Here is a 21,011-nt window from a genome sequence, read left to right on the forward strand (position 1 = left end):
CGGAGTATTTTAGTTGAGCGATTAAATCTCACTCCATAGCTCGGGAAGCAAGGGAGAACTTGCAGGCTGCATCACGGCATCAGTTGGCCGCGTTGCGCAACCGGTCGGCGCAACTGGAGTTCGTTCTTGCACAGCGCTGCCAGATCTGGCGCGCAGCCGCCCGGTTCTGCGGTACGCCCTCGCCGTTCCAGTACATGACCCCGAGGCTGTCGAGGCAATAGGGGCCGACTTCGCCCTTCATTTCGCCGCAACGGCGGAACAACGACATCGCCCTGGTGAAGTCCTGGGTGACGCCATCGCCCTCGGAATAGGCGAAGGCGAGTTTGTAGGTGGCAAAAGGGTGGTTGCGCTGTGACGCGCGGCTCAACCACAGCAGGCGCTGTTCCGGGTTCCGGGCAATGCGGGTCCATCTGATCTTGCCGTCGAAGGCTTCGGCCAGCGTGTACATCGCTTCGACATCGCCCGCGTCGGCAAGGTTCAGCTTTTCCTTGTACCATTGCTCGGCCCGGATCCGTTCGGCTGCCGCCTGCTCCTCGTTCCTCTGGCGTTCGGCCGCGCTGGCCAGATCGCGCGTGTCGAAATCCTCCTTGCGGGTCAGTTGCGCCTCGATCTTGAGGCGGTAGCGGGTCCCTCGCTCGGGATCGATGGTCAAGGTGCCGCCAAAGCCTCCGGTGCCGCAGGTGCCATCCAGCACAAGGGTTTCGGTGCTGTCGGCAAGGACGCAATGCCCGGCAGAGACATTGCCGGAAATGGCCCAGCTTTGTGTCCGGGTCCCTCGCAGGGTAACCGTCCCGCGCGCGCTCTGGCCTGTCACGTCTAGCGAGAGAGTCATGTCTCCACTGACCTGGGTGGTTCGCGATCCCTCGCGCAGGGCGTTGCGGAGCAGGCTTTGCAGGGAAAGCGAGACGTTGTTCTGCCGCGTCACCGGCTGGGCAGTGCCATTAAACCGACCGGCATACTGCAGCCGACCACGGAAAGCGTTGCCACTGGCTCCGATTTCCCGCGCCTGTTCGCGCAGGACACCATCGGCGCCGCGACAAAGCACGGTCTCGACGGACTGGTTGCCCTTGAACTTGCGCACAGTCTGGCACTGGTTCGATGACGAAGAAGGCTGCGCCCGAAGATCCGATGCGTTCCCGGCAGTAATGGCCAGAAGGCTGATCGGAATGAAATTAATAGCCCTTTTCAAAAGCATACATCTTCTTGCCCTATTGCCCAGGAAAGAGCTTCAAATGCCAAGGGCAACATGGCACCTTACTTTAATCGAATCAAATGCACGTATTATTACGATTCTGTAACTCGGGGGGAAAGATATGTTCCGGCGCTGGATATTGTCGCTCGTCTTGTGCTGCTTCGTAGTCGTGGGAGTTGGTGGTGTTTCGGCGCCGGTCAGCGCTCAGTCAAAGCGCTGTGACGCCAAGACCGGCAAAGTTGTCGGCGCGGTAGTGGGCGGCATACTGGGCGGACTGCTTGGCCGCAGCATCGACAGCAAAGGCGATCGCACGCCGGGGACGCTGATTGGTGGCTTGGCCGGCGCATTCATCGGCAGCAAGATCGGTGCCTCGCTGGACAAGTGCGAGCAACAGAAGGTTGCCGATGCCACGAAGTCGGCACTTGAAGGTTCGCCGACGAAGCAGACCTCGGGGACCTGGGTGAGCGAGACGCGCGAGGGCGTGAGCGGCACGGTGACGGCAGAACCGGCCAAGATGACGTCCGATGGCAAGCAGTGCCGTGCGGTCACGCGCGTAAACTACGTCAACGGCGAGGAAATCCACGATACGCCGACCTATTGCCGCGTTCCGCCAAGCACCGCCTGGGAAATGGCCTGAGGATTGGCTTGATGCGAGGCAAATGGTTGGGGGCGCTGCTTGCCGGGCTGGCCCTGTTGCCGACGCAGGCCACGGCGCAGAACGTGTTCTGCGGACCTGACGCTGGATCGGTGCCGCAGGCCAAGGAATACTACAGCAAGACCACTCTTTTCGTCCCGCTGTCGCGCGAGGGCAGGAAGATTCTTCTGATTGCGGGGGCGGTGAACGCCGATGCCGGTCCAAGGCTTGCCTCCGCCCTTTCGGCAAATCCCGAGGTCGAGGAAGTCTGGCTCAACTCGCCGGGTGGTGCGGTCGTCGGCGGGCTCGCCATGGGCCGCGAGTTGCGCAGGCGGGGACTTCTGGTGCGCGTGCCTTCGCGGTTCCTCTGCGAAAGCTCGTGTACGCTTGCCTTTCTCGGCGGAGCGATCCGCCAAGTCGATCCGGACGGACATTACGGCATCCACATGTTTTCGCGCTTCTTCGACCTGAACGATGCCTTCGCCGAGTTCGGCGATCTCGTCACCAAGTTCAGCAAGCTCGAGAAGGCAAAAGGGCGCAAGGTGGCGGTGGAGCAGATCCAGGCCGACCTCATGGCCAACGAACAGTCAACCGCGATGCTCGCTGGGCAACTCGCGCGCTACCTTGTTGAAATGTCTGCCTCGCTGGAGTTTCTGACGGGCATGTTCGGACAGCAGCAGACTGGCATCTGCTATCTGACGCGCGATGGCCTGCGGCGATACAACGTGGTCAACTCCGAGTGAATGCTTGTCCGAAGCGGCGGTGCGGGATGAGCGCGATGCGCACCACGGCATGAGCATTGTCCAGCAAATAGTCGGCCGGAGCGGCGCTGAAACTTTATTTCGCAGGTGCAGCATCGACGCTTGGCAAAGCGGATTCGTTGTGCAAGCTTGGGTACAGACGGGATGTGCCTATGAAAACAACATCGCCCTCGTCGTATGACGAGATGCTCAATTCCGATGGCTCGGTGCGGTCAGCCTACGCTGGATATTGCCAGTGGTATGACGAACAAGCGCCTGACTTGCTGAGGCGCAAGGGCAGCGAAGCCGAAGCCTTCTTCCGCCGCACCGGCATTACCTTCAACGTTTACGGAAACGAGGACGCCGAAGAGCGCCTCATTCCTTTCGACATGGTGCCGCGGATCATTACCGCGCAGCAATGGCGCAAGCTCTCCCGAGGGATCGAGCAGCGGGTGCGGGCGCTCAATGCCTTTCTGCACGACCTTTACCATCGGCAGGAAATCGTCCGTTCGGGCAGACTTCCGGCGCGACTGCTGAAGGGCAACGTTGCGTTCCTGCCCGAGATGGTCGGCTTCACGCCGCCGGGCGGGGTCTATACCCACATCGTCGGCATCGACCTTGTCCGCACCGGCGAGGACGACTTCATGGTGCTGGAAGACAACGCCCGCACCCCGTCCGGGGTCTCCTACATGCTGGAGAACCGCGAGACGATGATGGCGATGTTCCCCGAACTGTTCACCCGCGTGCGGGTGCGCGAGGTTTCGGACTATCCCCGCCGCCTTGCCCGCAGCCTTGCCGCCTGCGCGCCGCCGGCTTGCGATGGGAAGAAACCGGTCGTCGCGGTGCTGACACCGGGAATCTACAATTCGGCCTATTTCGAGCACGCTTTCCTCGCCGACCAGATGGGCGCAGAGCTTGTCGAAGGCAGCGACCTGCGGGTGGAGAACGGGCGCATCGCGATGCGTACCACGCGCGGCTATACACCGATCGACGTGCTCTATCGCCGGGTGGACGACGAATACCTCGATCCACTGACGTTCAATCCCAATTCGGTGCTGGGCGTTTCGGGCATCATGGACGTCTATCGCGCGGGCGGGATCACCATTGCCAACGCGCCGGGGACTGGGATCTGCGACGACAAGGCGATCTATTCGTTCATGCCCGAGATCGTCGAGTTCTACACCGGCGAGAAGCCGATTCTGCAGAACGTGCCGACCTGGCGCTGTGCCGAGCCGGAATCGCTGAAGTACGTGCTCGACAATCTGGCCGAGCTGGTGGTCAAGGAAGTCCACGGTTCGGGCGGCTACGGCATGCTGATCGGGCCGACCTCTTCGCGCAAGGAACTGGCGGCGTTCGAGGCCAAGCTGCGCGCCAAGCCCGAGAACTACATCGCGCAGCCGACGCTTTCGCTCTCGACGGTGCCGATCCTCACCAAGGCGGGCTTGGCGCCGCGTCACGTGGACTTGCGGCCCTTCGTGCTGGTCAGCCCCAACGGGATCGACATCACGCCGGGCGGATTGACGCGGGTGGCGCTGAAGAAGGGGTCGCTTGTGGTCAACTCGTCGCAGGGCGGCGGGACCAAGGACAGCTGGGTACTGGACGACTGATATGTTGGGACGGTCTGCAAACGGCATTTTCTGGCTGTTCCGCTACCTCGAACGGGCGGAGAATATCTCGCGCCTGATCGAGGCCGGGTTCCGCATGGCGCTGACCCGCGATGCTGCCGACGCCTCGGACGAGTGGCGCTCGCTGATCGTGACGCTGGGGCTGCGTCCGGGCTATGAGGCGCGCTACGGGCTGGAGTACACCGGCGCGCATGTGTTCAACTACATTCTGCGCGACAAGGACAACCCCGGCAGCGTGCTGGCGATGACCGAGATGGCGCGCACCAACGCACGCATGGTGCGCGGCGGCATCACCCGCGAGGTTTGGGAATCGGTCAACGACGGCTGGATGAAGCTGAAGGAGGCGCTGGCGCGGCCTGTCACTGAAACGCGGCTGGGCGACGTGCTTGACCTGGTGCGGCGGCAGTCGACGCAAGTGCGCGGCGCCATGGAAGGCACCATGCTGCGCAACGAGATCTACAATTTCGCACGGCTGGGCAGCTTCATCGAGCGGGCGGACAACACCGCGCGCATCCTTGACGTGAAGTACTACGTGTTGCTGCCGTCGATCTCCTATGTCGGGTCAAGCCTCGACAACGTGCAGTGGGAGAACGTGCTGCGCTCGGTCGCGGGCGAGCGTGCCTATCGCTGGCTCAATGCGGGCCGGATGGACCCGCGCGGGATTGCCGAGTTCCTGATCCTCGACGGGCGTTTCCCGCGCAGTCTGGCGTTCTGCTATTCAAAGCTGCGGTCGAACCTCGCCAGTCTGGCGCGCGAGTACGGCGGGGAGATGCACAGCCACGAGATCCTGCGCGATGCCGATTGCCAGTTCCATCAGGCGACGATCGATGCGATCTTCGAGCAGGGCCTGCACGAATTCATCGGCACGTTCATCCGCAACAACACCACGCTGGCGCTGCAGATCCAGCGCGATTACCGCTTCATCGACTAGGACTCCATGCGTCTCGCCATCGATCATACCACGCATTACGTGTTCTCGGGCCCGGTGAGCCATGGTCTGCAGCGCCTGCGGCTCAAGCCCAAGACATCGGCGGGGCAGCGCGTGCTCGAATGGAACATGCACTTCGAGGGCGCGCAGCTGCAGTGCGAGTACGACGATGCGCATTGCAATCACGTGGCACTGATCTCGTTCGATCCGGGCGTGCAGGAAGTGACGATCCGCTGCGAGGGGCTGGTCGCAACCAACGACGAAGCCGGGATCATGGGCAAGCATTCGGGCTTCGTGCCGATGTGGCAGTTTCTTGAGCCGACCGACCTGACCAAGGCGGGGGCGCGGACGCGGTCGCTGCTGGCCGCGCTGCCGCAGGATGGCAACACGCTGGCCACGCTGCACGGGCTGTCGGCACTGATCCGCGAGCGCGTGGAATATGCCACCGGCCATACCGATGCGGCAACCACTGCTGAAGGCGTGCTGGGTGCGGGACGCGGCGTCTGTCAGGACCATGCGCACGTGTTCATCGCTGCGGCGCGGTCGCTGGGCATACCGGCGCGCTATGTCAGCGGCTACCTGATGATGGACGATCGCGTCGATCAGGATGCGGGCCATGCCTGGGCGGAGGCGCATGTAGAAGGGCTGGGCTGGGTCGGCTTCGACATTTCCAACGGCATCAGCCCGGATGCCCGCTATGTCCGCGTGGCGACAGGTCGCGACTATCAGGATGCCGCCCCCATCACCGGTATACGTTATGGCGCTCGTGACGAAACCATGCATGTGAAGCTTGCCGTGGAACAGCAGCGTGTGGAACAATAGGCCGCGGGCTGACTGAGATTACGATCGGGGCTGGGTTATGACGTATTGCGTGGGGATGGTGCTCGACAAGGGCCTCGTGATGATGAGCGACACCCGCACCAATTCGGGCGTCGACAACATATCGGTGTTCCGCAAGATGCATCACTGGTCGGTGCCGGGCGAGCGGCAGATCACGATCATGACCGCAGGCAATCTTGCCACGACCCAGGCGGTGATCTCGCAACTGGAAGAGCGCAACAAGGCGCCGAGCGACCGGCGTCCGTCGATCCTCGAGGCGCCGACGATGTTCCAGGTGGCGACGCAGGTCGGCACGCTGCTGCGCAACGTGATCGAGGGACGGCAGGACGGCGGCATGCAGTCCGAAGGTCCGCGCTTTACCGCTTCGATGATCGTTGCCGGGCAGATCCGCGACATGGAACCGCGCCTGTTCATGATCTACCCGGAAGGGAACTTCATCGAGGCGAGCTTCGACACACCGTTCTTCCAGATCGGCGAGACCAAGTATGGCCGCCCGATCCTGCTGCGCGGCTATGACCGGACGATGAGCTTCGAGGATGCTGTGAAGCTGCTGATGGTCTCGTTCGATTCCACCGTCGCGGCGAACCTGTCGGTCGGGCTGCCGTTCGACCTGCTGGTGATGGAGCGTGACCGCTTCGAGCCGTTGCACCAGCGCCGCATCCTGGCGAGCGATCCCTACTTCAAGTCGATCTCGTCAAGCTGGAGCGAGGCGCTGCGGCAGGCGTTCCACTCGCTGCCGGACTACTCCTTCGGCGAAGGCGAGGGCTGAGCGATTCGCGCAGGCCGATTCGAGTTTCCGGTTTCGGGTTAACCGGGACCTTGCAATGTGCTTACAAGCAGTAGGCAGCCGAGGCAAAAGCCCCGAAGAATTTGGTGATGCGCATCACATTGCGTGGTTAACGTCGTCCTAAATGGTCCGTTCCGGAAGCGATCATCCTAAGGAAAATCCTTTACGTCGGGCCGATGTTCTTCAGTTCTGGTTCATTACGAAGCTAACCCGCGTGGCCATGCCGCAAAATCAGGCGCTTAATGCGCCGCATGGTTGATCGTGTCACACTCCACATCCTCGATGAGGACTCCGCCCGCCGGGCACAGCTGGCTCGTCTCGCCTTTGCCGCGGGCCACCATGCCGAGATCTATGCCAATGCCGAGGAGCTGCTGGCGCATGCGCCATCCAGCGGCCTTGTGCTGGCACAGGACCATCCCGTGGGCGAGGGTATTCCCCGCCTGATCGGACAGATGATGCAGGCGGGCCACTGGCTGCCGGTCATCGCCATCTCCGATCCGCCGCAGACCGCCGCCGTGGTCCGCGCGATCAAGGCAGGCGCCCTCGATTACCTCGCGCTGCCGACGCAGATCGGTCCGCTGAACGAAGCTGTCGCCAGGGCAAGCCGCGAGGCGGACTCCTATCGGGCGCAGCGGGCGCGTGCGGCCGAAGCACGGCAAAGGATCGCACGGCTCTCGCTGCGCGAACGCGAAGTGCTCGACCGCCTGGCCGAGGGGCAGAGCAACAAGGCAATCGCGCGTGAACTGGATATCAGTCCGCGCACAGTGGAAATCCACCGCATGAAGATGATGGGCAAGCTCGGCGCACGCCACGCTGCCGAAGCGGTGCGATTGCGAATCGAGGCGACCGGGCTGGACGACGTGGCCGCTTGAGGCAGCCTCCCACGATTGACCGAACGCGAAGGGCGGGGGGCATCCTCCGCCCTTTGCTCTTGCGCGGCGGTCAGCGACAGAATGCCTTGAGACCGCCAGGTTCGAGGTGGAGGTGATCGCGGTGGGCGGTGTTGTAGTCCGGCGTGAGGACCGTGCCGAAGCGCTTGCAGGCGCTGTCGCGGATGGTGCGCAGGAAGGCGCGGACCTGCGGCGATGGCGAGTTCCAGTCGCCCGCGATGCTGATGCGGCGACCGTCGGCAAGGCGGAAGGCGGCGATGTCGATCGCGTTGGCGGTGGCGTGGGCCGACAAGCGGCTGGTGCCGGCGACGTTGCGGCAGGAATAGCTGCCCATCGTCTCGATCCGCTGCAACGGGCTGCCGAGGATCTGGCGGGCGGCCCGGTCCACGCCGAAACGAGCCCACCCTTGCAGCGCCGTGGCTGCCGGGCAGGAGAGGGGGCCGAGGTTGGTGATGTTGAGCAGGCCATCATCGGCCCGGAGGGATTCAAGCCGGACTGTGCCGAGCGTGGAGCATCCTGCACCGTAGTACTGGTCGGCCAGTGGGGTGAAGCGGGCTTGCGCCGCACCAAGGTTGGCGAGGCAGGCGCGGGTCTGGGGCGACTGGCTGAGCGATGCGCCGGTACTGCCGCGAGAAGGCTTGCGCTCCGGCAGTTCGGGCGAACCGATGCACCCGGCGAGCGAAGCGGTCAGCGATAGGGCGATGAGAACGCGCCGGACCATGGTGGGATGATACCGGCATTCGCAAGCCTTGGACAGCACGCATAGGCACGGCCTGTCGAACCGGGGATTCGCGCTGGGGGGAATGGTGGGCGCTGACGGGCTCGAACCGCCGACCCTCTCGGTGTAAACGAGATGCTCTACCAACTGAGCTAAGCGCCCCTCTTGCGAGGTGGGGCGCTATTGCGCGGAATTGCGGTGGAGGTCAATGGGCGAGATGTGAGGCGGTGGCGGACCTGATCCGCCACCGCCCGGTTCTGCATGCCAGGTCAGAACCTTGCGCGAAGTCCTGCGTAGATCGCGCGGCGTTCGACGGGGTAGTAGATTGCCGAGGAGCCGTTGGCGGCGATGACGGCGGCGATGTCTCCGACCGCCTTCTTGCCGGTCAGGTTGCGCATGTCGGCGAAGAGGTCGAGGTCCTTGGTGACCGAGGCTCCGGCGCTGAGGCCGAGCAGGGCATAGCCAGGTGCGCGCACGGTGTTGCGGTAATCGGCGAAGGCGCCTTGCGGGACCCATTCGAGGCTGGGCGCGAGGTGCAGGGCATCGGTGCCGAGGCGCAATTCGCTGCGCAGGACGTGGCGCGGGATGACGGGCAGGCGGTTGTTGGCGAACTGCACGTCGGCGCGGAAGCGGAAGTCCGAGTATTGCCAGATCTGGCGCAGGCGCAGCCACTCCGCCGGTTGCCATGACAGCGCGGCTTCGATGCCCTGATGGCGCGTTTTCCCGGCGTTGAAGGTGGCGGCGGGAATGCCGACGTTGGCGTCGGGGGTGTATTGCAGCATCTCTCCGGTGAGATCGGCGCGATAGGCCGAGAGGTCCCATTCGAGTCTGCCGAGCTTGCCGCGCGTGCCGACTTCCGCCGTCCATGCGCGCTGTGGGCGGACTGGGACGAAGGCGGCCTGCTGGGCGAGTTCGACGAACGTGGGGAATTCGGCAGAGCGGCTGTAGTTGGCGTATACCTGCACGTCCGGTGCGGGACGCCAGAGCAGGCCGAAGCGAGGCGAGAAGGCATCGAAACTGGCGCGGCCGGTGACGCCTGATGGCAGTTCGCGATCCTGCTGGCGCGTGCCGTTGGCATAGATGCCGCCTACGATCAGGGTGAGGGTTTCGGCGGGTGAGACACGGACTTCGCCATAGAGGTTCGAGGTGCGGGCGCGTTGCTCGGCGCGGAAGACCAGCGCGCCGCGCTTGCCATTCTGGTTGACGAACTGGCGGGCACGGGTGGTGCCCCAGCGGGATTCGCCGCCAAGAGTGAGCGAGACGATGCCGATTTCCCATTCGGCGCGGGCGAACAGGCCGCGATCTTCGGACTTCTGATCGATGACCATGAAGATCGGATGGTCGAGCTGCTTGATGTTGTAGAAGCCGCCGACCGTGAGGTGCAGCGTTCCGAGATCGAAGGTGGTGCGGTTCTGCAGACGCAGGGAGTCGATGTTGCGTGCCTGATCGCCGGTGAAGTTGCCCTTGCGCGGGGTGCTCAGAGCATCAGTCAACGTCAGCGCGCCGGGGAGGTCCTGCCGGATGGTGCTGGCGGTGGCGTAGAAACGGGTGGTAATGGTTTCGCCCAGAGCGAGGCCGACATTGCCATTGAAGCGGAGCGAGCGGCGGCTGGCGTGCTGGCGGTCTCCGTCATGACGGTCGGCGCTGATCGCGGCCCAGGCGTTGGCCTGCGCGTCACCGAAGCCTGCGGAGACGAGGCCGCGCAGGAAATCGAAAGAGCCGGCATCGAGCCTTGCATAGATGCCATGAGCCTCGTCGCCTCGGGGCGTTACGCCATTGATTGCGCCGCCGAGCGTGCCCGAGCCGAAGCGCAGGGCATTGGCGCCGCGATAGACTTCGAGATGATCGAGGAAGATCGGTTCAAGTTCCTGAAAGTCGCCGTTGTCGTCGGCAAGGTTGATCGGCACGCCGTCCTGCAGCAGCGTCAACCCGCGCATGTGGAAGCTGCGCGACAGGCCGGAGCCACGGATCGAGATGCGCACCTCCTGCCCGAAGCGCGGCTGGGTATAGACGCCGGGCGAGAAGGCGAGGGCATCGCGCAGCGAAACGACGGTGCGGTCGGCGTAGTCCTCGTAGGTGACGACATCGGTGCCGCCGGGAGTTTGCGCGGCTTGCTGTTCGGCAACGCTGGCATCGTTCTGGCCGATGACGATGATGGCGGCGCTGTCGGCTGCGGTGTCTTCGGCGTGGGCGGCAGTGGCGAGCGAGAAGGCCATGGCCCACGGGGCCACGGCGAGGATGCGGGTAGTCATTCGGGAAATCGCTTTCGATCGCGTCTGTGATCAGACGACGGGCAGGGTGACCGGTACGGTCAGGCTATCGAGGTGGCGATTTCGTGAGGAGGGCCGCAGGGCGGGGGGAGGATGCGGCGCGCGGCGGCAAGGTGGGGCGCTTCGACCGCAAGGAAGCCCAGTGCCAGCACGAAGGCCAGCGCGAGCGCGAGCTGGATCGGGTCGGCACCGCCCAGCGCAGCGGCGCCGTGGCCTGCGAAGGTGCAGGGTTTGTGGTCCTTGGCGGCTGTTTCCTTGGAGCCTTGCGGGATGGTGACCTGCACTGCCGAGCGTGCGCCGGTGCTGTCGGCGCAGACAAGGATGGTGAGCGCGCGCGAGGAGGTGCCGACCATGTAGCCCGGCGGGACCAGCGCTTTCATGGCGAGCGCGAGCATGACCAGCAGCACGGCCAGACGGCGATTATGCAGCAGGAATGCGCGCAGGCCCCTCATGGCGCCCGCCCCTAGGGCCAGGAGCGGGCGCTGTCATGGGTTTTCATCTGGTTTTCAGCAGGCAGCTTTCAGCAGGGGCGGGCTGCCCACTCGCCGCGGACCCAGTGGTGCGCCTTGTGCTTCCAGGGATCGATCACGACGAGGTTGATCCAGCCGTTCTCGACAAGGCGACCGACGACATCGTGGGCGAGCACGATGTCCTGCACGCGCTGCAGCGGGGCCTCGATGATCACCGCGAGGCGGCGCGGCGTGTGGTAGGGCGTGCCGTCGTCGCGGAACAGCGACTGGCGCGGCAGGCCGACGCAGAGGTCACCGCCGCTGCCCTGAACCACACCGAAGCCGCCGATGACGTTCTGCGTGGTCTTGTCGCCCGCGCCGAACACCTCGTTGTCGATGGTGGAGAACAGGTACTGGCAGTTGATCCACTGCGCGACGATCATCGGTGCGGTCATGATGCCGGTGAGCGCGCTGCCGTCTTCGTCCTTCTTCCAGTCGTAGCTGTGCAAGAAGGCGCTGCCGCCAAGGTCGATGTCGGCAGTGAGGGCGCGCGGGCCGACGATGAAGGCGGCGTTGCCCGAAAGGCCCCATTCGGGGCGCACTTCGCCCCAGTGGGCAGCGCCGGTGAGCAGGTCTTCGGGGGTGCGACCGAGGCGCATGGCGCGTTCTTCGCGGCACTGGGCGCCGGCACGCTGCAAGGCCAGCGTGAACTTCGCCAGATCGTCGGTATGGCTTGCCGGAACCAGCTGGCGGTCGAAGATCTCGATCTCGTCGCGCGTGGTGTCGTGCTGTGCGGCGATGAACCAGCTGTCGTCCGGAATGGCGATGCCCTGTTCGGCAAGGCCTGCGCGGACTTCGCTGTCATTCAGGATGGCCGCCATGAGCCGGGCGTTGGGTCCACCGGGGTGACCACCGCAGGCACCGCAATCGAGGCTTGCGGCGAAGGCATTGTTCGTGGTGCAGCCGCCATGGCCAACCAGCGCGACGAGGCGGGCGGTCTCGTGCGAAAGGCCGGTGAGGGCGAACATGCCCTTGGCATAGGCGACGCGCTGCTCGAGCGGGATCGCGCCTGCGCCATGTCCATGGTCGTTGCAGGCGCTTGGCGTGAGCACGTGCCCCCGTTCGCCGACGAGGCGCTTGCGCAAGGCATCGGTGAGGCGCGGAGCCAGCGTCCGGGCCAGCAGCGCAACGGCTGCAAGTGGCCCCGCCGCCTCGGCAGTGGCAAAGCCGGTGGCGCCGCTCTTCGTGGTGTCGAGGATCGCACGTGCATCGGCGAGGGCGGCGTGACGATCGAGCAAGGCATCCGCTTCGGCTTCGCGCCCCTGCGCGGCGCGTTCGGCAACGACGTGGGCCGGGGAGAGCAACACGGGCAGCTGGTTGCGGGTGGGCGCTTCGCACGCGGGGTTGATGGCGATCGGCAAGCCGAAGAAGCCGGCGTAGCCGAGGGTCTCGTAGCGGCCCTGTGCCTCGAGTGCGCGACGCATCGGTTCCGAACGGACATCGATGCAGAATACGGCCTGAGCCTCGGCTGCAGGTGCCCGGGCAGGTGCGGTCAGACGTGCCGAGGCGCCTTCGAGCTGTGGTGCGAACTGTCCGAGGAAGCTCGCTTCGGCGGCTTCCTGGAAAACGAGGCCCAGCTCTGCCAGCGACATGCTGGCCACGCGCCGCAGGGCGTCACGGGCCTGATCGGACCACGCCGAGGGTGCAGTGGCGGGCAGGCCGAAGTAGGACAGGAGGGCCTGTTCGACTTGGCCGATAGCGTCCGCGGCGCCGGCGAGGGCCTGCGGTCCGCTGCGGACGCTGCCCTGCACCAGAGCGATCAGCGCCATCAGCTCGATCATGGTTGCGGGTGCGCCAGCGCTTGCCGAAGGACCTCCGTGCTCAGCCCGCCAGCGCAGGTGCGCTGCCCAGCCCGGCAGTGATGCGACAAGGCTGCGCAGCCAGGGCAGGCGCCGATCGCGCGAGACGCCATCCCGGCGCGCGGCAAAGAGCAGCATCTCCAGCGGCTCGGCCGGGGCGTTTGCAAGCCAGGCGGCTGCCGTGGTGTCGCCCGCGCGAACCAAAGCTGGATCGTGGCGGAGCGCCGCGCTCACGCTGTGATAGAGGCCGAGTTCCCGGCCGGGCAGGCGCAGCGCAGCATTGCGGTCAAAGAACGCGGCAAGATAGCGCGCAAGGACGGCGTGGGGCGCATCGAGTTCGTTCCGAGACGCCGGAGTGTCTTCCGTGGGAAGCTCGACCAGCCGGGCAACGAGCAGGTTGTAGGCGTTCAGATCGGGGCCGAGCGATTCAAACGCGCTGTCGATCCCGCCCAGCGCGTTGACCACGGCTCTGCGGAAGGCAACATCCTCGATCCGCCCCTCGGCCTTGAGGCTGCGCCACTGGACCAACGACAGCGAGGCTCGTGCACCGAACAGTTCCGCCGCTTGGGGCACCGCGTCCTCGAAGGGAAGATCCTCGAAGCCCGAGAGGGGGTTCACGGCGATTGCGCTGTCGAGGGGCCAGAGGGGGGCAACCGTCTGCCCGGCGATATCGACCAGCGCCTGGAGTTCCTGACGCTCTTCCTGGAGACTTGCGGGTACGCCGGTTTCCGCTGCGCGCACTGCAGTTGCGATGTTCATGGCATCAGTCCTTCGCGTTGGCGTTGGTCGAGGAGGTGAGCGCGTTGCCCGCGTGGATCATGCGGGCGAACAGCGCAGGGGGGAGGGCCTGCTGGCCACTGACGATCCGCTGCTGCCAGACCCAGCCGGCGAGGAACAGCGAGAGGATGGCGATCTGGCCGTAGGGGGAGATCAGGGGCTGGGCAGCACCGGGCTGCACCGCGGTCATGAAAGCAAGCGCAGCCGCATTGATGGCGATCAGCACGATCGGAGCCAGCGCTACGGCGGCGCCAAGCGGTCCGCGAGGCAGCGCGCGCAGCGCCACTGCCAAGGCGCTGAGCAAGGCAGTGAGGGCAAGGCAGACCGGGAGCAGCGCGTGCGCCTGTTCGGTCTGGATCAGCGCGATACCGCCGATGATCGTGGCAAGAGCGATCAGGGCTGGCCAGGGTTGCGAGAGGCCCTTTGCGCGGGTGGGCGCGGAAGAGATCGTGCCGGCCGAACCGAGGAACAACCAGGCCTTGAACAGGCCATGCGCAATCATGTGCCACAGCGCGGCGGGGTAGGCTCCCAGTGCGACTGTCAGCAGCATGAAGCCCATTTGGCCAACCGTGGAAGCGGCCAGCGAACCCTTGATGTCGGCACGGACCAGCATGATGGCACTGCCGACCAGCGCGGCGACGATCCCGGTGGCGAAGAGAGCGTAGCGGGCATTCAGCGAGGCTTCGAGGACCGGAGCGAACTGGATCAGCAGGAAGCCGCCCGCGTTGACGAAGCCGGCATGCATCAGGGCGGAGACCGGCGTCGGCGCCGCGAGCGAGCGCATCAGCCAGTTCGAGAACGGCGGGATGGCGCAGCGGGCGAGCGCTGCGATGACCAGCAGGAACGCCGCAACCGTCGTTTCCAGCGCAGGCATGGCGGGCAACGCAGCCTTGATCGCGGCGATGTCGGTAGATCCGGCGATCGATGCAAGCGAACCAACGGCCACAACCAGGGCGATGTCGCCGACCGTGAAGGCGATGTTGGCGCGGCGGGCAGCATCGCGCGCCTCGCTCCATTCACCGACGTGTCCGATCAGGCCCGCCATGAGCCGACCGGACACAATCCAGGCAGCAGCGAGCAGGAGCGCGTCGGCAGCCAGGCCCATGAGCACGGTCGCGATGGCAAGGCCCGTCGCAAGGCGGGCGAACGAAGCGCTGCGCGGATCGGCACGGAGCTGGCGACGGGAGAACGCGAGAACCACGATCGTGACCAGCAGGCTGAGCGCGGACAGCGCCGCTCCTGCGGCGGTGACACTGGCATTGCCCGTAGCAATGGCCACCGCAAGCAGTGCGCCGAGCGCCAGGACGGGCACGTCGGCGATGCTGGCGCGCCAGCCGCGGGTTCCTGTGGCCGTGTTTGTCGTCATGGTGATCGCGTTCATCGGGTGCCTCCTTCAGTTCGCAGGTGCAGCAGGATCGATGATTTGGGAAACGAATTTCTGAAATGTTGAAGATTGCAAATGTAAATGATAAAGCGATCCCATGGCCTTACGGAATCTCGACATCGATCTGTTGCGCTGCTTCGTGACGATTGCCGACACCGGCAGCTTCACGCGCGCTGGCGAGCGACTCGGCAGGACGCAGTCCGCCATTTCGCTGCAATTGAAGCGGCTTGAGGAGCAGGTCGGGCGTACCTTGTTCCAGCGCAGCCCGCGAAGCCTGTCGATGACGGCCGACGGTTCGCGCCTGATCGGGCCTGCCCGGCAAATCCTGCGCCTCAACGATGCGACAATGGCCGAGATGTTCGAACCTGACATTGCAGGCTCGGTGCGCGTCGGAGTTCCCGAGGATTTCGCGACGGCGCATCTGCCCTCGGTGCTGTCGGCGTTCACCGAGGCGCACCCGCTCGTCGAACTTGAAGTGACCTGCGATCTGACGCTGAACCTGATCGAGCGGTTTCACGCCGGCGCTTTCGATCTGGTGCTGATCAAGCGGCAGCCGACACAGGAGCGTCAGGACGGCGTGCGGGTGTGGCGTGAACCGCTGGTCTGGGTTGCGCGGGACAGGCAGTCAGCGGCGGATTTCGCGCGGGTCCCCTTGGTGGTGTCGCCGGAGCCCTGTGTCTATCGCAAGCGCGCGACCGAGGCGCTGGATGCGATGGGCCGCCCCTGGCGCGTCGCCTATACCTCGACCAGCCTTGCCGGGAGCCTTTCCGCCGTTCGCGCCGGACTTGGCATTACCGTGCTGCCGCTCGAGATGGTGCCATCAGGGCTTGCGACCGCCGGAGAAGACGTCGGGCTTCCGCCCCTTTACGATACCGAGATCGCCTTGCTCGAAGCGCCGGGCCTTTCCGATACCGCGCACCTGCTGGCACAGCACATCATTGCCGCGCTTGAGCGGGGGGCCTGAGATCAGTCGCCGAGGTTGACTCGCGCCAGAGCAGTAGGCCGGACGCACCTGAGGCCGTCTTCGACCGGATTGGCGCACCGTGACGGGGCGATCCGTAGCACGGTGTGATGCCTGGGCGGCGCGGTTTCCGTCACGTGGCCGGTCAGGCGCGGGCCGTCACCCTGCGGGGCGCAGACTGTCAGTTCGCGGCCAGCAGAGCAGCGCTGTTGCTTTGGCAATGTGATCGTGTCCGGGCCGGGTAGGCGGAAGGCGTGATGGTTCTGAGCCATTTCCGGTGCTCCGGTCGTCAGCACGATTGCAGCAAGCATTTTCAACATGACGCATGACCTCGCGGTCTGGGCGGGATAGCCCGGATTTGTCTGACGGCGCGCCGTGCCAGGGTGCTGCAGCGCGCCGCCAGTGCTCCATCGTCGTCGGCGCAGCGCTTCCGGTAAGCGGGCCAGAGCGGCAATGGCGTGCCTTGCGCCGGGTGGGTGGCGGAAGGCCCGTTCGAAACTCTTGGGGGCGACGCGGACTGGCGGTGCGTCGCCCCCGGCAAGGCATCAAGGGACGGTCGGGCAGTTTTGCGAGAGGGGTCCGTGTGCAAACTGTCGGAGATCGACCGTCAGCGGGGCATCCTCTTTTGCCTTGCCATGCCAGGATGGCGAACGAGAGGCATTGCGTCCAATCGAAAGAAAGGGGATAATCCGATAGAAGGAATCTATCGGGGGTGGGATGCCTACGGTCCGACAGCTTGAGTATTTCCTGGCCGTTGCCGAACTGCGTCATTTCGGCAGGGCGGCCCAATCGTGCAACATTTCGCAACCGACCTTGAGCCATCAGTTACGTGCCTTGGAAGATCGTCTTGGCACCACCCTGATCGATCGCGCATCGCAAGGCATCGAACTGACCCCGGTAGGGCGCGAGATTGCGGAGCGGGCGCGCCGGGTGTTGCGGGAGATTCGCGATATTCGCGCGGTTGCAGCGCGAGCCCGCAAGCAGCCCTCCGGCATCGTCCGGCTGGGCATCACGCCGACCCTGGGCCCTTACCTGCTTCCGGCCCTGATCGGTGCGCTCAATGCCGAGCAGAGCGATCTTCGCTTCTACATTCGCGAAGGCATACCCGCAGAACAGGCGCGCGATCTGGTGTCAGGCCGCATCGACCTCATGGTAGGACCGGGGCCGGTCATCGGCGAGGACCTTGAGGTTCTTCCGTTGTTCGATGAACCGATGAGCGTGGTCGCATCGCAAAGCCACCACCTTGCCGGGCATTCGCACATCGATCGGAGCGATCTGGCGGGCGAGCGTTTCCTCACAATGGATCCCCGCCATCATTACCACCAGCAGGTTCAGCGCGCCTGCGCCGAACTGGGCGCGGAGATGCTGCTGGACTACGAGGGGACCAGCCTCGACAGCATTCACCAGATGGTGGGAAGCGGGGTCGGCCTTGCCATCCTGCCCGAACTTTACCTGCGCTCCGAAGTGGGTGGCGATGCCCTCGTGGTGCGCTTGCCCGTGACCAACTGGCAGTGCAGCAGGTCGATCGTGGCGGCGTGGCGCGCCAAATCGGCAAGCGCGGACGACTATCACACGCTGGCTGAGCGCATCCGTGACGAAGCCGGAAAGCTGCTCGCCTAGGGTCCTGACTCAGGTGTGGGGACCTTGCGGTTCGGTGATGATCCGGTCGCGTGCGACCCGCACGTCGCCTGCTTCTATCTGGAGCTTGAGGCGTTCGCGATCGCTGGCGCGGAACATGTCTTCGGCGCGCGCGATCTCTTCCGCCGATAGACCGGCATCGGCAAGCGCGACACGCGCCATCTTCACGGCAGATTCCATCACCTCGCGAACCACCGCGCTGACCGGCGTGCCGCGCAAGCGGATAAGAGCGCGGCGATCGTAGGCGCGCACGTAGAGGGCTGCGCGGGGGAAAGCTTCGTGGACGGCCTCGACCAGATCCGGGGTGACCTGATCGCCGTCCATGCAGAAGAAGATCATCTCGGCTTCGGCAGCGCCGGCCTGGCGCAGCAGGTCAAGCCTGGTGCCATCGCCGAAGTATACCTTGGCACCAAAGGTCGCCGCGACGTCGATCATCTCAATGTCGGTATCGACCATGGTGACCGGGATATTGCTTGCGAGCAGCATCTGGGTGACGCCTTGGCCAAAACGACCGAAGCCGACGACGACCGCATTCGATCCATCGGGTTGCGGACCTTCGCGTTCCCCGGCTGGCGCATTCTCTGCCTCGCGGCGGAAGTTGGCGGTTGCCATCATCAGGAACGGCGTGGTTGCCATCGACAGGGTGACCACCGCCCCGAACAGGCTGGCGGCGTCAGGCGCGATGAGGAGCGCGTTTTGCGCCTGCGCGAAGAGGACAAAGCCGAATTCGCCGCCTTGGCTGAGCAGCAGGCCAAGGGCGAGGGCGCCGCGCCAGGGCATGCCGAAAACACGGCCGATGCCGAAGATGATCGCCGCCTTTATCACGATCAGTCCGGCCGCCATCCCCGCAACGAACAGCGGGCGTTCGGCAATGGCGTGAAGGTTCAGCATCATGCCGACGGCGAGGAAGAACAGGCCCAGCAGGATCGAACGGAAAGGTTCGACGTCGGCCTCGAGCTCGTGGCGATAGGGGCTGTCAGCCAGCATGACGCCGGCAACGAAGGCGCCCAGTGCCGTCGACAGGCCAAGCAGTTCCATGACCGCGGCGGAGGCCATGACGGTGAACAGCGCGGCAACGACGAACATCTCGCGCTCGCCCAGATTGCCGATCAGGCGGAACAGCGGGCGGATTACATAACGACCTGCGGCAATAAGGCCGACGATGGCCGCAATGGTATAGAGAACCATCAGCCAGCCGGGAGGTCCTCCGGCATCGACGGGATTGCGGCTCATCGCGGTGATGATCGTGATCATCGGAATGATCGAGAGGTCCTGGAACAGCAGGATGGCAAAGGCCCGTTCGCCAAACGGCGTGCGCAGGCGGCCCGAGGATTGCAGCATCGGCAGCACCTGGGCGGTCGAGGACAGCGCGAGCGGCATGCCGAGGGCCAGAGCCGCTTCCCAGGTGAAGTCGGTCACGGCAAGGATCATGCTGGCAATGGCAATTCCGCATGCGGTTACCTGAAGCAGACCCAGCCCGAGGATGTCGCGCTTCATCTTCCACAGGCGCGAGGGGTTCAGTTCCAGTCCGACGAGGAACAGCAGGAGCGTGATGCCCAGTTCGGCAATGCCAAGCTTCTGTTCCGCGTCTCCGACAAGGTTCAGTATTTGCGGGCCGACGACGGCGCCTGCCAGCAGATAGCCCAAGGTGGCCCCGAGCCCGAGCCGTCGAAACACCAGCACGAAGGCCAGTGCGAAGCCAAGCAGCAGGAAGCCATCGCGGAGCATGGAGGAATGTTCTGCCATGCCTCTTCTTTAGGCCGCTGACGCAGCACCGCAACCGCCGTTCAGCCTGCGTTGATCTGGCGTCGGGGACAGTCTAGCCATCGGTGAAACGATGGAGGGGCAGATGCGCGAGGTTTTTGGTCTTCTGGGAGTTGCGGCTCCGGCATTGGCTGTTGCGCAGACTGTTCCGACCAGTGCGCAAGGCGACGTTTCGCTGACGATCTACAACAACGATCTGGCACTGGTGCAGGACGTGCGACAGATGTCGCTGCCTCTGGGACGGCACCGTCAGGAGTTTCCTGACGTATCGGCTGCGATCCGGCCCGAGACGGTGACGCTGAATGCCGGCGGGACCGGGATCGTCGAGCAGAACTTCGACTATGACCTGCTGACCCCGGAAAAGCTGATGGACAAGGCGGTGGGGCAGACGGTCACATTGATCCGGGGCGCAGACGACAAGCGCGAGACCGCGACAATCCTCGCCAACAACGGCGGCACGATCGTGCGGGTTGGCGATCATATCGAGGTGCTCCAGAACTATGGCGCACGCGTGCTGTTCTCCAGCTTGCCTCCGGGCCTTCGCGCCCGGCCGACGCTTTCGGTGACGCTCGATACCACGGCACCGGGGACGCGGCCCGTCTCGCTCAGCTACCTCTCGCGCGGGTTCGGCTGGAAGGCCGATTATGTTGCCCTTTTCGACGAGACGGCGGGCAAGATCGACGTGCAGGGGTGGATTACCCTGACCAACAACAGCGGGACCACGTTTGACAAGGCGAAGGTGCTGCTGGTCGCCGGTGCAGTGGGCGATGGCAACACCGGTTACAACGGCGGCTATCGGGCCCAGCCTCCCCGCCTGCCGGGTAACCGGCCGGGGATCGAGAGTGCCAATCGCGAGAGCCTCGGCGATTTCTATGTCTATCCCATCGCGGGCCGGACGACAGTGGCCAATGCCCAGCAGAAGCAGGTCAGCTTCCTCGACGTGGGCGGTGCTCCGGCAACCAAGGCCTACCATTTCCGCAACGGCTGGCTTTCCAGCCAGACCGAACCGCAAAGTGCCGATACCGTGCTGCGTTTCTCAACCTCGCGCGAGGCCGGGCTGGGCGATGCACTGCCGGCCGGTACGGTGCGCGTCTACATGCGCGATGCGCGCGGGCAGCCACAGTTCATCGGCGAGAATGCCATCGGGCACACCCCGATGGGCTCCAGTCTTGCGCTGAAGACCGGCGAGGCTTTCGACGTGAAGGTTCAGCCCGTGCTGGAAAAGCGTGAGCGGATCGACAGCGGCGAATGGGAGAAGTCCGTCCGCTATCGCGTGACCGCGCCGGGCAAGGCGCCGAGCGAGGTCACGGTGGAGACCGAGAAGGTCTTCTGGCGCACAACGATGAGCTACAAGGTGACCAATGCCAAGGCGGTGCCGGTGACGGTCGAGGTCGTGCAGGGCGGGCTCGACAACTGGCGGCACGATACGCGCGTGCCCTCCGAAAGCATCAAGGGAGAGCAGCGCTCCGTCGACGAGCGGATCTGGGCCGTGCCGGTGCCCGCCAATGGCGAAGCGACGCTGACCGTACAGTTCGACACCCGGTACTGAGCCTTC

At 64.9% G+C, this 21,011-nt stretch carries 18 protein-coding genes and 1 tRNA gene; 10 read left to right on the forward strand and 9 right to left on the reverse strand.

Going from position 1 to position 21,011, the window contains the following annotated elements:
- Positions 1-79: 79 nt before the first annotated feature.
- Positions 80-1,081 carry an SEL1-like repeat protein gene (locus I2488_RS19780; RefSeq protein ID WP_196274817.1) on the reverse strand — a complete coding sequence of 334 codons (1,002 nt, stop codon included), beginning with the start codon at positions 1,079-1,081 and terminating at the stop codon, positions 80-82.
- A gap of 280 nt (positions 1,082-1,361) precedes the next feature.
- Between I2488_RS19780 and I2488_RS05570 the strand changes: the two genes are divergently transcribed.
- The 7 genes from I2488_RS05570 (at position 1,362) to I2488_RS05600 (ending at position 7,618) form a co-directional block, all read left to right on the forward strand.
- Positions 1,362-1,829 carry a glycine zipper 2TM domain-containing protein gene (locus I2488_RS05570; RefSeq protein ID WP_196274818.1) on the forward strand — a complete coding sequence of 156 codons (468 nt, stop codon included), beginning with the start codon at positions 1,362-1,364 and terminating at the stop codon, positions 1,827-1,829.
- 11 nt (positions 1,830-1,840) lie between these two features.
- Complete coding sequence (locus I2488_RS05575) at positions 1,841-2,569, forward strand: COG3904 family protein (RefSeq protein WP_196274819.1); 729 nt, start codon at positions 1,841-1,843, stop codon at positions 2,567-2,569.
- A 170-nt stretch (positions 2,570-2,739) separates the two neighbouring features.
- The gene (locus tag I2488_RS05580; protein ID WP_196274820.1) at positions 2,740-4,173 is read left to right on the forward strand and encodes a circularly permuted type 2 ATP-grasp protein; all 1,434 of its coding nucleotides are present in this window, start codon (positions 2,740-2,742) and stop codon (positions 4,171-4,173) included.
- Position 4,174: 1 nt separating this feature from the next.
- Positions 4,175-5,122 carry an alpha-E domain-containing protein gene (locus tag I2488_RS05585; protein ID WP_196274821.1) on the forward strand — a complete coding sequence of 316 codons (948 nt, stop codon included), beginning with the start codon at positions 4,175-4,177 and terminating at the stop codon, positions 5,120-5,122.
- A gap of 6 nt (positions 5,123-5,128) precedes the next feature.
- On the forward strand, positions 5,129-5,941 hold the full coding sequence (locus tag I2488_RS05590) for a transglutaminase family protein (protein WP_196274822.1): 813 nt from the start codon (positions 5,129-5,131) through the stop codon (positions 5,939-5,941).
- A 37-nt stretch (positions 5,942-5,978) separates the two neighbouring features.
- Positions 5,979-6,728: a proteasome-type protease gene (locus I2488_RS05595; protein WP_196274823.1), complete on the forward strand. Its 750-nt coding sequence runs from the start codon at positions 5,979-5,981 to the stop codon at positions 6,726-6,728.
- Between the two features lie 269 nt (positions 6,729-6,997).
- Positions 6,998-7,618 (forward strand): response regulator transcription factor, encoded by a 621-nt coding sequence (locus tag I2488_RS05600; RefSeq protein ID WP_196274824.1) that lies wholly within the window; start codon positions 6,998-7,000, stop codon positions 7,616-7,618.
- Positions 7,619-7,688: 70 nt separating this feature from the next.
- Here the strand turns inward: I2488_RS05600 and I2488_RS05605 are convergent, their stop codons facing one another.
- The 6 genes from I2488_RS05605 to I2488_RS05630 form a co-directional block, all read right to left on the reverse strand.
- The gene (locus I2488_RS05605) at positions 7,689-8,357 is read right to left on the reverse strand and encodes an extensin family protein (protein ID WP_196274825.1); all 669 of its coding nucleotides are present in this window, start codon (positions 8,355-8,357) and stop codon (positions 7,689-7,691) included.
- Between the two features lie 83 nt (positions 8,358-8,440).
- A tRNA-Val gene (locus I2488_RS05610) sits at positions 8,441-8,516 on the reverse strand.
- A 107-nt stretch (positions 8,517-8,623) separates the two neighbouring features.
- Positions 8,624-10,606 carry a TonB-dependent receptor family protein gene (locus I2488_RS05615; RefSeq protein WP_196274826.1) on the reverse strand — a complete coding sequence of 661 codons (1,983 nt, stop codon included), beginning with the start codon at positions 10,604-10,606 and terminating at the stop codon, positions 8,624-8,626.
- 59 nt (positions 10,607-10,665) lie between these two features.
- Entirely contained in the window at positions 10,666-11,076 is a 411-nt protein-coding gene (locus I2488_RS05620; RefSeq protein ID WP_196274827.1) for a hypothetical protein, read from the reverse strand.
- Between the two features lie 68 nt (positions 11,077-11,144).
- Complete coding sequence (locus tag I2488_RS05625) at positions 11,145-13,691, reverse strand: DUF2309 domain-containing protein (protein ID WP_196274828.1); 2,547 nt, start codon at positions 13,689-13,691, stop codon at positions 11,145-11,147.
- Positions 13,692-13,695: 4 nt separating this feature from the next.
- Positions 13,696-15,090 (reverse strand): proton-conducting transporter transmembrane domain-containing protein, encoded by a 1,395-nt coding sequence (locus I2488_RS05630; RefSeq protein ID WP_196274829.1) that lies wholly within the window; start codon positions 15,088-15,090, stop codon positions 13,696-13,698.
- Positions 15,091-15,190: 100 nt separating this feature from the next.
- On the opposite strand from I2488_RS05630, the gene I2488_RS05635 reads away from it, so the two are divergent.
- Positions 15,191-16,057, forward strand: coding sequence for a LysR substrate-binding domain-containing protein (locus I2488_RS05635; RefSeq protein WP_196274830.1), 867 nt, complete (start codon positions 15,191-15,193; stop codon positions 16,055-16,057).
- A 2-nt stretch (positions 16,058-16,059) separates the two neighbouring features.
- On the opposite strand, the gene I2488_RS05640 is transcribed toward I2488_RS05635, so the two are convergent.
- Positions 16,060-16,326, reverse strand: a complete 267-nt coding sequence (locus I2488_RS05640) for a hypothetical protein (protein ID WP_196274831.1) — start codon at positions 16,324-16,326, stop codon at positions 16,060-16,062.
- A 445-nt stretch (positions 16,327-16,771) separates the two neighbouring features.
- Between I2488_RS05640 and I2488_RS05645 the strand changes: the two genes are divergently transcribed.
- Positions 16,772-17,674, forward strand: a complete 903-nt coding sequence (locus tag I2488_RS05645) for a LysR substrate-binding domain-containing protein (RefSeq protein WP_196274832.1) — start codon at positions 16,772-16,774, stop codon at positions 17,672-17,674.
- 9 nt (positions 17,675-17,683) lie between these two features.
- Here I2488_RS05645 and I2488_RS05650 read toward each other — a convergent pair whose 3' ends face one another.
- Entirely contained in the window at positions 17,684-19,438 is a 1,755-nt protein-coding gene (locus I2488_RS05650) for a cation:proton antiporter domain-containing protein (RefSeq protein WP_196274833.1), read from the reverse strand.
- A 103-nt stretch (positions 19,439-19,541) separates the two neighbouring features.
- Between I2488_RS05650 and I2488_RS05655 the strand changes: the two genes are divergently transcribed.
- Entirely contained in the window at positions 19,542-21,005 is a 1,464-nt protein-coding gene (locus I2488_RS05655; RefSeq protein ID WP_196274834.1) for a DUF4139 domain-containing protein, read from the forward strand.
- Positions 21,006-21,011: the final 6 nt, after the last annotated feature.

The organism is Novosphingobium jiangmenense (assembly GCF_015694345.1).
GTDB classification, from domain to species: domain Bacteria; phylum Pseudomonadota; class Alphaproteobacteria; order Sphingomonadales; family Sphingomonadaceae; genus Novosphingobium; species Novosphingobium jiangmenense.

Bases quoted from the DNA above. Each gene is read 5' to 3' on its own strand.
- I2488_RS05645 (WP_196274832.1), top strand. From the start codon at position 16,772: ATGCCTACGGTCCGACAGCTTGAGTATTTCCTGGCCGTTGCCGAACTG.
- I2488_RS05615 (WP_196274826.1), bottom strand. From the start codon at position 10,606: ATGACTACCCGCATCCTCGCCGTGGCCCCGTGGGCCATGGCCTTCTCG.
- I2488_RS05575 (WP_196274819.1), top strand. From the start codon at position 1,841: ATGCGAGGCAAATGGTTGGGGGCGCTGCTTGCCGGGCTGGCCCTGTTG.
- I2488_RS05625 (WP_196274828.1), bottom strand. From the start codon at position 13,691: ATGAACATCGCAACTGCAGTGCGCGCAGCGGAAACCGGCGTACCCGCA.
- I2488_RS05580 (WP_196274820.1), top strand. From the start codon at position 2,740: ATGAAAACAACATCGCCCTCGTCGTATGACGAGATGCTCAATTCCGAT.
- I2488_RS05600 (WP_196274824.1), top strand. From the start codon at position 6,998: ATGGTTGATCGTGTCACACTCCACATCCTCGATGAGGACTCCGCCCGC.
- I2488_RS05650 (WP_196274833.1), bottom strand. From the start codon at position 19,438: ATGGCAGAACATTCCTCCATGCTCCGCGATGGCTTCCTGCTGCTTGGC.
- I2488_RS05640 (WP_196274831.1), bottom strand. From the start codon at position 16,326: ATGGCTCAGAACCATCACGCCTTCCGCCTACCCGGCCCGGACACGATC.
- I2488_RS05620 (WP_196274827.1), bottom strand. From the start codon at position 11,076: ATGAGGGGCCTGCGCGCATTCCTGCTGCATAATCGCCGTCTGGCCGTG.
- I2488_RS05655 (WP_196274834.1), top strand. From the start codon at position 19,542: ATGCGCGAGGTTTTTGGTCTTCTGGGAGTTGCGGCTCCGGCATTGGCT.
- I2488_RS05595 (WP_196274823.1), top strand. From the start codon at position 5,979: ATGACGTATTGCGTGGGGATGGTGCTCGACAAGGGCCTCGTGATGATG.
- I2488_RS05605 (WP_196274825.1), bottom strand. From the start codon at position 8,357: ATGGTCCGGCGCGTTCTCATCGCCCTATCGCTGACCGCTTCGCTCGCC.
- I2488_RS05585 (WP_196274821.1), top strand. From the start codon at position 4,175: ATGTTGGGACGGTCTGCAAACGGCATTTTCTGGCTGTTCCGCTACCTC.
- I2488_RS05630 (WP_196274829.1), bottom strand. From the start codon at position 15,090: ATGAACGCGATCACCATGACGACAAACACGGCCACAGGAACCCGCGGC.
- I2488_RS05635 (WP_196274830.1), top strand. From the start codon at position 15,191: ATGGCCTTACGGAATCTCGACATCGATCTGTTGCGCTGCTTCGTGACG.
- I2488_RS05590 (WP_196274822.1), top strand. From the start codon at position 5,129: ATGCGTCTCGCCATCGATCATACCACGCATTACGTGTTCTCGGGCCCG.